Origin of the sequence: Burkholderia sp. BCC1998, assembly GCF_905339875.1 — a bacterium.
In the GTDB taxonomy this organism is placed as follows: domain Bacteria; phylum Pseudomonadota; class Gammaproteobacteria; order Burkholderiales; family Burkholderiaceae; genus Burkholderia.
The window spans coordinates 26,841-39,859 of sequence record NZ_CAJPHE010000030.1 but is presented as its reverse complement, the minus strand read 5'-3'; the positions used below and the strand labels follow the sequence as shown (position 1 = coordinate 39,859).

The following is a 13,019-nucleotide window of genomic DNA, read 5'->3' as shown; positions in this document are numbered from 1 at the left end:
CCTCGTCCTCGAACCATAGACCCATGAAAGACTTCCAGAACCTCATCGCCACGCACGACGGCATCGCACTCGCGGCGCTCGTTCGCGCGAAAGAAGTGACTTCGACGGAATTGCTGGATGCCGTGCTCGCCAGCCTCGACACGGTCGACCCTGCGCTGAATGCCGTCGCCGAGCGACTCGACGACACGGCAAGACAGGCGGCATCGTCCGTCACCGGGCGCGAGAGCGTACTCGCCGGCGTACCGACGTTGATCAAGGACCTGTTCATGCCGGTGCGCGGCGCGCGCATGGCGAACGGATCGTTTCTGTTCGGCGACTACCGGCCCGACTTCGATGGCGAACTGGTGGCACGCCTGCGACGCGCGGGCATACCGATCGCGGGAACCTCGTTGTCGCCGGAGCTGGGCACGTCGTATTGCACGTCGTCGGCGCGTTTCGGCGTCACGCGCAACCCGTGGAATCCGAACGTGAGCGCCGGCGGGTCAAGCGGAGCGGCGGCGGCGCTCGTCGCAGCCCGCGTGCTGCCGTTCGCGCACGGCAACGACGGCGGCGGCTCGCTGCGCGTGCCCGCGTCCTGCTGCGGCGTGTTCGGCCTGAAACCCACGCGCGGGCGAACGCCGAATGGCCCGATGATCGGTGAAGGATGGGCCGGCATGGGCATCAACCACGCGATCACGCGCTCGGTTCGCGACAGTGCCGCTCTCCTCGACCTGACCGCGGGTGCCGATACCGGCGCGCCCTATGCGGCGCCGTGCCAAACGGAAAGCTTTCTCGCGGCCACGCAGCGCGATCCGCAGCCGCTGAAAATCGCCGTGATCGAGCAAGCGCCGCCGTGGCCGCTTCATCCGTCATGCCGAGCCGCGCTCGAACATACCGTCGAGTTGCTGCGCTCGCTCGGACACCACGTCGAGCCGCTGGAATGCCCAGTCGATTCGGAAGCGTTCTATGACCGCGTATTCACGATCATCGGCTCGCAAACCCGCGCACTGATGGAGATGATCGGCAACGAGCGAGGCAATCCGGTACGCGACGACGAAGTCGAGGCGCGCACCCGCACCATCCTGCGCGAAAAGGGCAACGCGAGCGGCGCCGAATACGCGGGTGCCGTCGACTGGATCCATGCGTTAGGCCGGACATTCGGCCGATTGATGGAGCGCTACGACGTGCTGCTGACACCCACGCTCGCGATGCCGCCGCTCGCGCCAGCCGAACTGACCACGACCGACGATACGCAGTCCTTACGCGAACTCGTCGAACGGTCGCATCGCTTTTCTCCGTTTACCGCATGGTTCAACGCGACCGGCCAGCCGGCGATGTCGGTGCCGCTTTACTGGGACGAACAAGGCCTGCCGGTCGGCAGCCATTTTGCGGGTGCGTTCGGTGCGGAGTCGCTGCTGTTTTCGCTCGCTGCGCAGCTCGAGCACGCCGCTCCCTGGGGCGACCGCACCCCACCGATCCGGGGCGGCCGACCGACATCGTGAGCGCGCCGATACGTGTGCGTGTTACGCAAGGCGCCAAATGAGACGGCTTCCCTTAAGATGCGCTCAGTCGCACCGAGTGCCGGACGATGCATTGAAAACCGAAAGCGCGCTTTGAGCAATGATCACGCCGAGGCATCTACAACATCGCAGCGGTTCTAACGCAACGACGCAGGCGACGAACGGTTCGGCTATTCGTCGCCTCGTCCTGTAGCAAACCTGCGACTATGCCGCGGCCTGAACTCGCGATGATTTCGATTGGGGCAAAATCGGACGGCGAGTCATTGTCAATACTATGAAGGCTCCAACGACAAGCAGGGCACCGGCGATGACGAATGCATAGTCGTAGCTGCCAGTCGCATCGATGACATAGCCGGTGGCGATAGGAGCAATCATGCCGAAGATGTTTCCGCCCACAACTACGAATGCCATCGCCTTTGCAACATCCTTTGAGCTTGGGAGCAAGTCATTCAACAATGCGAAATTCAGCGATGTCGTCGAAGCGATACCAGTAAGCGTCACCGAGAATACGAGCAGCAGCGCAGCGAGGTTGGTCGTGAACGGTACGCACAGGATGGCAGAACCGGTAAGCATTGCGAGCGCAACTGCATTACGACGACGGCCAGTCCCCACACCGCTCTTCTTGAGGTAATGGTCACTGACACGTCCGACTGCGACGCAAAGAATGACCGCTGCCGCATAGGGAACAGCCGAAAATACGCCTGTCTTGGAGATACTCAGGTGACGGCTTGCCTGCAGATAGCTCGGCAGCCACGTCAAAAACAGATACTGGGTGTACACATTGCAACCCTGTGTAAGAGCAAGCCCCCACAACGTCGACGAACGCAGCAGCGACGACAAACCTGACGAAGCTTGATCGACGCTCGCAGCCTCCGAGGTATAGCACGCAGCAGGTTTCGAGTCGCGCTCACGCAAAATCTTCACGCGTTCCTCATTGGACAACCACTTGGTTTTCTCCGGCGAGTTGAAGAAAAGCATCCATGCAACAAGCCAGATGAAGCCGATGGCGCCGGCGACGACGAACGAGAAACGCCATCCGTACGCGGCAACGAGGGCTCCCAAGAAAACCGAGCAAATCGCCGGACCCGCATAGGAGCCACTGTTGAACATTGACGTAACCATGCCCCGCTCGGTGGCCGGAATCCATTGACGGATGACTTTTGCGCCGACCGGATTGCTCACCGATTCACCGCCACCCATTACGAGACGGGCGACCAGGAGGCTCGCGAAATTTCCTGCGGCACCGGTCAAAGCTGTCGCGGCAGACCAGATGAAGATCCCCACCCCTGCCATGCGCTTCGCGCCAAAGCGGTCGATAAGGATGCCCATCGGGATGAGGAAAAGCGCATAGCTCCAGATGAAAGAAGAGAACAAGTAACCCATACCTACTGCCGACAGCTTGAACTCTGCGGCAATTGGCTTGGCCGCAATCGACAGCGCGATGCGGTCCATGTAGTTGATCATCGCAAGTGCAAACAAAAAAACTGCAATCCAGCCTCGTCGATACGACATGGTTGTCTCCGAAATCAGCGGGCGATCTTGACGCCCGTGGTATTTCTACAAAGTCGGTTGATAACTAATGGGCATCTATGAACTGCACCCATCGGTGCTTTGGCGGCCGTCGATCGCCGGCCTCAAAGCTTTTTGTTTACTAGAAAAACACTTTGGCAAGAATCTACCCACGCGCGCCACACGCGCACTCCTGGGGTCATCCAAGTCCGGCTCGACAATCCTTTCCGTCACCGGCGCGTCGAGACGCACAGCCGCGAACCGCAAGAGGGACCGGCCCAGCCTCGCCTCGCCGAACGTCGTTGCTTCCTGAGTAGACAGTCATCTGGAACTGACGCGAGCCATATTGCTTTTTATAATCATAGAACGCACATAGCCCCGTGTGCAACATGGCCCTGCATCCCTCGGTGAAAATACCTACGAGAACGTAATATGAGCCGGCAGTAACTTTGCCCCCGTGAAGGGCTTATAGGGACTGGAGCAAAAAACGGCGAGCGTGACTGCGACGCATCGGCCTTACCCCTTGGGCTAACGGATGACGGAGACAGGAATTCGGCGTCCACTTACGCCGGGCGTTTCGATGGATTACAGTCGCGAGATGCTGGACCGGGTCCATTTTGGGCATCGGCATTCGGCGACGGGATTCCGGCGGTCGCTGAACAGTCTCGGATGGACATCAAGCCGCGCGTTCAGAACCGGATCGTCGATCTATTTGTATCCGAAGAGAAACTCGCGAAGCGCCATACAGCACTACCGTCAAACAGAGTCGACCCGCCTAAGCGCGCTATCCAACCCTTACGCACACGAGACTTCGCAAGCCTGCGAAGGATTTGATTTCCATTCACATTCTGAGCGAACGACGCAATATAAGTTAGCCCAGCCGAGCGACGACCGTGGCCGACCTCGCCTTCGTAGCTTATCGCTGACTAAACACGATGCAGACAGGACTTCCGGTTTCGATGACCTGTCCTGTCGGCTTCAAGCCATCCGCCATCACATCGAACTCGATGATGGTATCGGTCCGCTCGTTGGCCACGAAGAGGTGTTGGTTCTCGGGATCCAATCCGATGAAGCGCGGGAACTCGCCGCAGCAGGAGGTCCAGCCAACATGCCTCGGCATTCCGGTTTCGTCCAGTGAAATTGACGCGACGGTGTTGCTGCCGCGATTAGAGACGAAGAGTTGCTTTGCATCGGCCGTAACCACGATGCCGGCAGCACTCGAATCACCATCAAACTCGAGCGGCAGCACTGAGATCGTGTCCAGGGGCGTAAGCTTTCCGGACTCTACATCGAACTTCCACACGGTCATCGTGGAATTCAGTTCGTTCGCCACGTACACAAGAGGCAAGGAGGGGTGATATGCGGCGTGGCGTGGTCCGGAGCCCGCGTCCCAATGTTGGCTTACAACTTCGCATGCTCCGTTTGACAACCACCGCACTGCGGACACGCAATCAATGCCTTTGTCCGGCACGATATGCCAATCTGAATCAGCAAAGGATGTTTGGTATCGCGAGATGTGGTGGGGGTGCGAGCCCTTCTGTTCCTTAGAGTGCGGGCCCGGAATGCCAGTGAACGCGATGATGTCATTCGACGTCCCGAGAGTCCCATCCGCATTCACCGGAATCCTGGAAACATTCCCGGTCGCGTAGTTCGCGATGTTAAGCCAGTGTTCGTCTGCGGAGAACGCCAGGTGCACGGGATTTCTGCCGTTGCACGAGACCGTGCTCACGTGGGTCAATCGGCCCGATTCAGGAGCAATTTTGAAACTGCTCACTTGCTCCCCATCTCCGTGCACCGTATACAGAAAGGTCTGAGATCGATTCAGCGCGAGAAACGAGGGGTTATCGAGCGCCGGGAAGACTTCAACGAGCGTCCACTCCGCACTACGGGGGCAGATTTGGTAAAGCGCGATGCCTTTACCGCGGGCATTACGCTCGCGGGTCGTCCGGCATCCAACATATGCGAATTTCTGGGACATGTGTCCTCAACCTCACACGGACTAAAAAAGCAAAATTCGTCTGCCCAGAGCAGCCGGGCACCGCGCCAGTGAGCAAATTTGCCCATCAGTTTCATGCATTCTATGACCATAAAATGCACACAGTAAAGACGTGACCCGTGAAAAATCTGCGTGCATCACCCTGAGGACATGGAATCTGAAAGGGAGACAGCCGTGGATGTGGCAAAATTGGTAGAGGATCCTCTGGGGCACGGAACTGCACTCGATGCCCCCGCAGAGGCACTTTCAGCTGCCGTAGCTTGCCCCCTCTTGAACGATGCCACTCACTCCACTGCAAACCCGTGTGACGCGGGAAATCATTTCCCTCGCCCGGCGGGACGACATGTCCGAGGGCGAACGCCTGGCCGAGTCGGTGCTTGCCGAGCGCATTGGTACGTCCCGCACCCCTGTCAATGTCGCTCTGAGGTACCTCGCGGACATGGGTGTTCTCATTCATGACCACAACCGCGGGTACTTTCTGGCGAAGCCGGCGCGTGAATTAAACGATATCGCCAAACAATTCTTCGAAGAGCCCGACGAACCGCTCTATCTGCAGATTGCAGAAGACCGGCTTGCGCGCCGTCTGCCCGACGTCGTATCTGAAGCGGACTTGATGCGCCAGTATGGCGTGGCCCGTAGCGTCCTTCGCAAAGTCCTGTCGCATATGCAGGAAGAAGGGTGGCTGGAGCGCCAAGTCGGGCATGGCTGGCAGTTTCTTCCCATGATTGATTCGGTTGAGGCCTACGAAGAAAGCTATTTTTTCCGTGCTGCCATCGAACCGGTCGGCGTGCTTGCGCCTTCCTTCAAGTGCAACACCGTTGAGTTGGCTCAGCTACGACGCCGCCAACAGAACATCGTTGATGGCGGCTACCTCACGATGACCTCGATCGAGCTTTTCGAAGCAAATAGTGAATTCCACGAAACGATTGCAAAGTGGTCCGGCAATCGATTCATCATGCAATCGGTGCGGCGTACGGACCGCCTCCGACGACTGGTCGAGTATCGACAGGCCAGAGCTCGGAAGCCACGACAGCAGCAAGCCATTGAGCACCTTGCAATTCTCGACGCTATCGGCGCGCAGGATTTGTTGAAGGCGGCCAGCCTTCTGCGCGAACATATCGAGGGAGCACGCCGTGCAAAAGCCAGATCTGCCGCGATATTCATGACTGATACACAGCAGGCTTGAAAATAACACTTCAGACCCTTTATTTTGGGAATTCTTACGATCAATAAGAAATGTCGCAGCGTCGTTCCTCCGGCGCTGAATTGCAGCTGATCGGGTGTCTCCGCCCTAATCGCTGATGCCTTGACTCACGGCCCCCGTCGACCGTTGCTTACCGGCTTACAGAACCATCTATAGCCCCCCGTCACGACACCGATATGTGACGGCAGTCCTCTAACGCGATCGCGTTCTCCCCTGTATTAGCACTAGACGGTTCAGCGCCTCACCCCCACTTTTAGCACCGATTGCACGACACGTGCGATCGCGCACACCGGCGGGCCACAGGTTGCAGTTGCCGTGCCCCCTGCTTGGCGCGGCCGCAACGCTAACCATAACGCGGCGTCCGATCGAACCGTTGGGCGGCAAGATGTTTTAGTCTCTAAGGGAAAACGCCAACCCTTATTGCATTATTTGCTCATAAAACGCTATACTGATTTCCATGATGTAGCCGAGAAGGCCATCACTTGTTGCTCACAGCGTCGGGCGCAGAGCGCGCGCTGTCCCCACTGATGGCTGGACCGCCATCAGGCAAACTTTGGAGGCTTCCTCATGATTCCGCGTACCCCTTCTGGCGCAGCACTTCTCCAGTCCGAAAACCTCCCGACTTACGAGCGAGGCGGCGGCGCACGGACGACTCCACTGGTGAATCGCGAAGTCGGCACCTCGAGCTTCATCACCGGCTACACGTCATTCGGCCCGGGAGCAGAAATTCCTTTTCATAGTCACAATGTGCAGGAGAGCGTCGTACTAATGGAAGGCAACGCGATTCTGGACATCGATGGCCTCGAGTACGAGCTGAAGCAGCATGACGTGACCTTCATCCCGCCGAATGTTAATCACCGCTTCCGCAACCTGTCGAAGAAGGAAGGGATGAAGATCCTGTGGATTTACGCAAATCCCGAAGCCACTCGTACGCTGACAGAAACGGGGGCAACCGCTCCTGTCTCGGCTGAACACATCGAGCGTTAAGCACTGGCGCGCGTGGCGATGGTGCGCGCGACTCAAGCACTCGAGGCCTTTTTCATTACCAAGTCGTGTCACGGTCGCTCAGTTTCCTTCGTAGCTCGATTATCAATATGCAGTCCTAAGTATGTATTTGTTTGACCAGGAGATTTCATGCCATACATCGTTCAGGCGGAAGGGTTGAGCCGATTCGGCGAAGCCGTTCTCGAATCTTTGGGCGTCCCCGCCTCCGATGCACACCTACTGGCCGATAGCCTGGTCGTAGCAGAATTGTGGGGCCATTCTTCGCACGGAATGCTTCGGTTACCATGGTACGTCGATCGCCTGCGTACCGGCGTGATGTCCGCGCAGACGAAGCCAGAACTGATCGTAGATAATGGGGCGATTGCCGTAATGGACGGTCACCATGGCATCGGTCAGGTCCTGACGGCAAAAGCAGTTGACCTCGGCGTCGCTCGAGCGAGAGAGTTCGGCGTGAGCGCAATTGGTGTGCGTAACTCGAACCACTTCGGCACCGCAGCGTATTTCACACGCAAAGCAGCGGAGCAAGGCTGTGTCGCCATTCTTGCGACGAATGCAAGCCCCGCAATGGCGCCTTGGGGCGGCCGCGAAAAAGCCGTGGGTACGAACCCATGGTCAATCGCAGCTCCCTGCGGTGATCGCGGCATCGCTGTTCTGGACATCGCGAATACTGCTGTTGCACGAGGCAAGATCTATTTGGCAGCTGAACGCAATCAGCCTATCCCGGAGGGTTGGGCGGCAGACGAAAACGGCGTGCCGACGAGCGATTCGGCCAAGGCAATTCACGGAATCATCTTACCGATGGCCGGCCACAAGGGCTACATCATTTCGTTCATGATGGATGTGCTCGCGGGTGTTCTGACCGGAAGCAATTTCGGTTCGAAGGTCGTCGGTCCATACGAGGCGGACAAAGTCTCGGGTGCCGGCCACATGCTCCTCACGATTGATGTGAAGTCAATGATGCCGGCAGACGAATTCGAGCAACGAATGAAAGATCTCATCGACGACGTCAAATCGGTGCCCACGGCTCAAGGTGTCGACGAAATCTTCTTCCCCGGCGAAATCGAAGACCGCAATACCGCCCGACTGCTCAAATCGGGCATCACACTCGCGGACAACACGTGGCACAGCATGCAGAAGCTGGCTACCGAGTCTAGCGTCGCCCTCCCAAAAAACAACGCTGTCTAATGAGGATCGACAGAATGCTTGCTTTGCATGTTTCGCTGAAAGTTCACGACGACAAACTCGAGAAGTTCCTCACCGCTATCAAGGAAAACTCGACGCGTACCTTCAACGACGAAATTGGCTGCAAATATTTCGACGTGCTGCAGGATACGAAGGATCCGCTGCACTTCCACTTTTATGAGCTGTATGACGACGAAGCTGCCATCGACGCACACCGTGCAGCGCCGCACTTTGCCAAATGGCGCGAAGCTGCTGCCGAATGCGTGGTACCCGGCAGCCAGGTGAACACCATCTCGAAGCAGCTCATGCACCACGCGTGATTCCAGGCGGCTATTCGTCAAACCACGACCGCCGCCTCCAAACACCTCAGTAACGTTTAAGTGATTGCCATGACCAACCAGATTGCCACCATTTGCCCCATCAACGGCGAACAGCTCGCGACCTACACATCGATGACCGATGCTCAAATCGAAAGCGCTGTTAGCAACGGCTATGCTGCTGCAAGGGCGTGGGGTATGCGTCCGCTCGAAGAGCGTGTCGCAGCGGTCAGAAAGCTTGCCGAAGAGCTTCGAAAGCAGGCGAACTCGTTCGCCGCACTCGTGACGTCCGAAATGGGAAAAGTGACAGCAGAAGCCGCCGGCGAAATGGAGAAGTCTGCGGTCACTGCCCTCTACTATGCAGACAACGCTGAACGCATCCTCGGCGACGAGAAGGTCTCGATTGACGGCGTTGATGCATGGGTTGCCTATGAACCCATCGGTTTGGTTCTCGCCGTGATGCCGTGGAATTTTCCGGTATGGCAAGTGATGCGCTTCGCCATTCCGTCCATCACGGCCGGCAACGGGATTCTGCTCAAGCACTCGCCGAACGTCACGGGTTGTGCGCTTGCGCTGGAACAACTTTTCAAGGACGCAGGTCTCCCCGAGAACCTCGTCACGACACTGATCGTGGCCGAGCCGGATGTTCCGAATGTCACCGAGCGACTCATTGCCGACGACCGCATCGCGGCAACGACGCTGACCGGTTCGAACCGCGCCGGCGCAGCAGTCGGCGCTGCCGCCGGCCGCGCATCGAAGAAGTCCGTCCTCGAGTTGGGTGGTTCAGACGCGTTCGTCGTTCTCGACGATGCGGACCTGCCGACGGCCGTTGCTGCGGCGGTGAAGGCGCGCTTTCACAACGCTGGCCAGAGCTGCGTCTGCGCGAAGCGTTTCATCGTTTCCGAGTCGATCGCTCAAGCCTTCACGGAGCAATTCGTTACTCTGACCAGGGCACTAATTGTCGGTGACCCGCGTGAACCTGCTACGCAGGTCGGCCCGCTCGCTCGTAGCGATCTGCGAGACGCTCTGGACCGCCAGGTCAGGCAATCGGTCGACGCTGGTGCGAAGCTACTGACTGGCGGCAAGGCCGTCGAGGGTCCCGGCTACTATTACGAACCGACCGTTCTCGGTTCGACCGGCCCCGGCATGGTTGCATTTGACGAAGAGACTTTCGGCCCTCTCGCCGCAATTGCGGTCGCGACGAACGACGAAGACGCCATTCGCCTGGCTAACGCTACGCAGTTCGGTCTCTCCATCAGCGTGTGGTCGAAGTCGAAGGAGCGCGCGCTCGCCGTTGCACGTGGTGTCACGACCGGTGCTGCATTCGTGAACGCTATTACGGCTTCAGATGCTCGAATTCCGTTCGGCGGCACGAAGAGATCCGGCTACGGCCGTGAACTCTCTGCAGCAGGCATTCGTGAATTCACGAACGCACGCACCTATTGGACGATCGAACAAAAGGCGTAAACCGCCTAAAAATCCGGCAGTTTCGAGAGGATCTAGGCGGTCCTCTCGAAATGACTTTCCGGAACGGATGATGTTTCCTAGCAGTAAGTATCTCGGCACTCACCACCTCTCCCTTTGCCTTCTCGGCCTGTAGAACTTCTGACTGCCGCTGACGCTTCACCTTGTTGGGGGAAGCCCAAAACATCTGGTTGGAATGGGGACGCTACGTCATCAGTAGGGCGAACACCTGCGCATCCGTCTGCCTTGTCCAGTGCGAACTACGCAGAGACGCGCCCGATTGTATCTCTAGGTCAGTGAACGATACGTCTCCGTAACGTCCTCTCTCGACCTAAAAGAATCGCATAAACAACAGGAGACAGCTATGAATCGTATCATTCGTACCACTACGCTTGTCGCGATTTCCATTTTCGGTTTGAACGCGGCCGATGTTGCGGCAGCAGAAAAAATAACCATCATCGTAGGCGGAATCAACAAGCTGATCTACCTGCCGCCGAAATTGGCCGAAAACTTAGGGTATTTCAAGGATGAAGGGCTAAACGTCGAACTTCAGTCACAACAGGCGGGTGTCGACGCGGAGAATGAGTTGCTCGCTGGAGCAGTACAAGCAGTCGTCGGATTCTATGACCACTCCATTGATTTGCAGGCGAAAGGCAAGGAAATAGAGAGCATCGTTATCTTCGGGCTTGTGCCGGGTAGCATGGAAATGGTACGAGCGGACGCGGTCGACCAAATCAAAAACATGGGCGACATCAAGGGAAAGACGCTTGGCGTCACCGCGCTCGGCTCATCTTCGTCCTTCCTCGGCCAGTATCTTGCTGCGAAGTATGGACTCAAGGCGTCCGACTATTCGATGCTGCCAGTCGGATCAGGAAACAGTCTCATCGCGTCAATCAAACAGAGGCGCGTCGAAGTTGCATGGACAACAGAGCCTACAACCTCGCTCTTGCGAGCGAACGGTGATGCCAAGGTGCTTGTTGATCTCAGCACCGTGGAAGGAACAAGGGCCGCTCTTGGGGGACTTTATCCCGCCTCCTCGCTGTATGTAGAAAGCAGCTGGGCTCAAACACATAAGCCGGAAGCAGAAAAGCTCGCGAGGGCGTTCGTCAAAACGTTGCACTTCATCCAAACGCACACAGCAGAACAGATCGCGGACAGGATGCCTGCGGACTACTACGGTGGCAACAAGGCACTCTATGTTCAAGCGTTGAAAGCATCGCTCCCCATGTATTCACCGGACGGGAAAATGCCGGATGGTGGGCCTGAAACAGTGCTTAGAGTGATGAGTGCCTTCAATCCGCATATCAAGGGCAAGCATATCAACTTGTCCCGAACGTACACCAACAGCTTCGTCAATCAAACAAATTAACGATATAGACAGGAGCGTCGGTATATCTATGCACCGGCTCGCCTGCGCTTTACCGGATCATCTTTTGGAGGCACGTAATGGAGCAGACGCGAAATCTGTCAGTCCCCGCGGAGGAAACACTTCGCGGTAGAAAATTCTGGCCCCATGGGTGGTGGAAAATCGTTGAAACGCGAGTCGGAATCATCCCACTACCAGTATACTTTCTGCTGCTCGGCCTCGTGGCGACATTCGTCGCTACCGGCAAGGTTCCGGGTGAGATCTCGATGGCAATAGCCGTCCTAGTTATTTGCGGCTTCACCTGTGCGGAAATCGGCAAGCGCTTGCCCGTTTTTAACAGAATCGGTTCTGCCGCTATCATCGCAACGTTCTTGCCTTCGTTTCTCGCCTTTCATCATCTTTTGCCGAAGAAATTGCTCGACATGGTGACCAACTTCACCCAGGTCAGCAACTTTATGTACCTGTTCATCTCGTCCATCATCGTCGGCAGCATCTTCAGCATGGACCGCCATGTTCTCGTCCGCGGGTTTGCCAAGATATTCTTCCCGCTAGCGGCAGGATCATTGGTCGCTGCAGCAGTTGGAACAGGAGTGGGGACGCTCTTCGGACTTGGGGCCAAACACACTCTCCTCTACGTCGTGATTCCGATTATGGCTGGTGGCGTTGGAGAAGGCGCGATTCCGTTGTCAGTCGGTTACGGCGAGATCCTGAACATTCCCCAAGGAGATGTCTTCGCTCAGGTTCTTCCCTCGGTCATGATTGGTAGCTTATGTGCGATCTTGTTTTCGGGTTTCCTAAATTGGGTCGGCGAAAAGAAGCCGCATCTCACCGGCAACGGGTCGCTGCAGCCAAAGAGTGACATGGCGGAGCAAACAACCGAGGCGGACGATATTCCGTCGACTCCCGATGTCAATACCGTCGCCGCGGCTGCAATAACCGCAATTTCTCTTTATCTGGTCGGTCTCCTTTCTCACCGACTCCTTGGCTTACCTGCGCCCGTGGCGATGCTTTTTGTTGCGGTGTTCATCAAGGTTGGGAGATTTGTCTCGCCAAACCTCCAAGGAGGTGCGCGAATCGTTTACCAGTTCTTCTCAACCGCTGTCACATATCCGCTTCTGTTTGCGATTGGCACTGCCATGACTCCTTGGGACAAGTTGGTTGCCGCAATCAATCTGCCCAACGTGGTCACAATCGCAAGTACGGTTGCAGCGCTTATGGCAACCGGATTTGTCGTAGGACGACGCTTAAATATGTATCCCATCGATACTGCGATCGTCAACGCCTGTCATAGTGGTCAAGGCGGCACCGGCGACGTTGCGATTCTCACCGCGTGTAACCGAATGAGCTTGATGCCATTCGCGCAGATCGCGACGCGAATCGGGGGCGCCCTGACCGTCACTGGCACATTGCTTGCACTCGCGCGACTGCACTGAATCGCTTACAGGGTCAGCTTGCGCGAAAAGCGAAGCCACAGCGC

The 13,019-nt window shown here is 57.2% G+C and carries 10 protein-coding genes; 8 read left to right on the top strand and 2 right to left on the bottom strand.

Annotated elements, in window-relative coordinates; all coding sequences use genetic code 11:
- Positions 1-23: 23 nt before the first annotated feature.
- Complete coding sequence (locus U5A56_RS33330; protein ID WP_321926775.1) at positions 24-1,481, top strand: amidase; 1,458 nt, start codon at positions 24-26, stop codon at positions 1,479-1,481.
- A 222-nt stretch (positions 1,482-1,703) separates the two neighbouring features.
- Here the strand turns inward: U5A56_RS33330 and U5A56_RS33325 are convergent, their stop codons facing one another.
- Positions 1,704-3,011 (bottom strand): MFS transporter, encoded by a 1,308-nt coding sequence (locus U5A56_RS33325; protein ID WP_124522517.1) that lies wholly within the window; start codon positions 3,009-3,011, stop codon positions 1,704-1,706.
- Positions 3,012-3,924: 913 nt separating this feature from the next.
- Positions 3,925-4,986, bottom strand: coding sequence for a lactonase family protein (locus U5A56_RS33320; RefSeq protein ID WP_124522516.1), 1,062 nt, complete (start codon positions 4,984-4,986; stop codon positions 3,925-3,927).
- Positions 4,987-5,308: 322 nt separating this feature from the next.
- Here U5A56_RS33320 and U5A56_RS33315 point away from each other — a divergent pair, with 322 nt between their 5' ends.
- From U5A56_RS33315 to U5A56_RS33285, 7 genes are all read left to right on the top strand, one after another.
- The gene (locus tag U5A56_RS33315) at positions 5,309-6,190 is read left to right on the top strand and encodes a GntR family transcriptional regulator (RefSeq protein WP_321926772.1); all 882 of its coding nucleotides are present in this window, start codon (positions 5,309-5,311) and stop codon (positions 6,188-6,190) included.
- 585 nt (positions 6,191-6,775) lie between these two features.
- Complete coding sequence (locus tag U5A56_RS33310; RefSeq protein ID WP_124522513.1) at positions 6,776-7,195, top strand: cupin domain-containing protein; 420 nt, start codon at positions 6,776-6,778, stop codon at positions 7,193-7,195.
- 147 nt (positions 7,196-7,342) lie between these two features.
- Positions 7,343-8,398 carry an Ldh family oxidoreductase gene (locus U5A56_RS33305; protein WP_124522512.1) on the top strand — a complete coding sequence of 352 codons (1,056 nt, stop codon included), beginning with the start codon at positions 7,343-7,345 and terminating at the stop codon, positions 8,396-8,398.
- A gap of 14 nt (positions 8,399-8,412) precedes the next feature.
- The gene (locus U5A56_RS33300) at positions 8,413-8,715 is read left to right on the top strand and encodes a putative quinol monooxygenase (protein ID WP_124522511.1); all 303 of its coding nucleotides are present in this window, start codon (positions 8,413-8,415) and stop codon (positions 8,713-8,715) included.
- Between the two features lie 69 nt (positions 8,716-8,784).
- A complete protein-coding gene (locus U5A56_RS33295) occupies positions 8,785-10,179 on the top strand; it encodes an NAD-dependent succinate-semialdehyde dehydrogenase (RefSeq protein WP_124522510.1) in 1,395 nt (464 codons plus the stop codon).
- 361 nt (positions 10,180-10,540) lie between these two features.
- The gene (locus tag U5A56_RS33290) at positions 10,541-11,545 is read left to right on the top strand and encodes an ABC transporter substrate-binding protein (protein ID WP_124522508.1); all 1,005 of its coding nucleotides are present in this window, start codon (positions 10,541-10,543) and stop codon (positions 11,543-11,545) included.
- Positions 11,546-11,622: 77 nt separating this feature from the next.
- Positions 11,623-12,975: a 2-hydroxycarboxylate transporter family protein gene (locus U5A56_RS33285; protein ID WP_124522507.1), complete on the top strand. Its 1,353-nt coding sequence runs from the start codon at positions 11,623-11,625 to the stop codon at positions 12,973-12,975.
- Positions 12,976-13,019 lie beyond the last annotated feature (44 nt).

Bases quoted from the DNA above. Each gene is read 5' to 3' on its own strand.
- U5A56_RS33330 (WP_321926775.1), top strand. From the start codon at position 24: ATGAAAGACTTCCAGAACCTCATCGCCACGCACGACGGCATCGCACTC.
- U5A56_RS33325 (WP_124522517.1), bottom strand. From the start codon at position 3,011: ATGTCGTATCGACGAGGCTGGATTGCAGTTTTTTTGTTTGCACTTGCG.
- U5A56_RS33320 (WP_124522516.1), bottom strand. From the start codon at position 4,986: ATGTCCCAGAAATTCGCATATGTTGGATGCCGGACGACCCGCGAGCGT.
- U5A56_RS33310 (WP_124522513.1), top strand. From the start codon at position 6,776: ATGATTCCGCGTACCCCTTCTGGCGCAGCACTTCTCCAGTCCGAAAAC.
- U5A56_RS33305 (WP_124522512.1), top strand. From the start codon at position 7,343: ATGCCATACATCGTTCAGGCGGAAGGGTTGAGCCGATTCGGCGAAGCC.
- U5A56_RS33300 (WP_124522511.1), top strand. From the start codon at position 8,413: ATGCTTGCTTTGCATGTTTCGCTGAAAGTTCACGACGACAAACTCGAG.
- U5A56_RS33295 (WP_124522510.1), top strand. From the start codon at position 8,785: ATGACCAACCAGATTGCCACCATTTGCCCCATCAACGGCGAACAGCTC.
- U5A56_RS33290 (WP_124522508.1), top strand. From the start codon at position 10,541: ATGAATCGTATCATTCGTACCACTACGCTTGTCGCGATTTCCATTTTC.
- U5A56_RS33285 (WP_124522507.1), top strand. From the start codon at position 11,623: ATGGAGCAGACGCGAAATCTGTCAGTCCCCGCGGAGGAAACACTTCGC.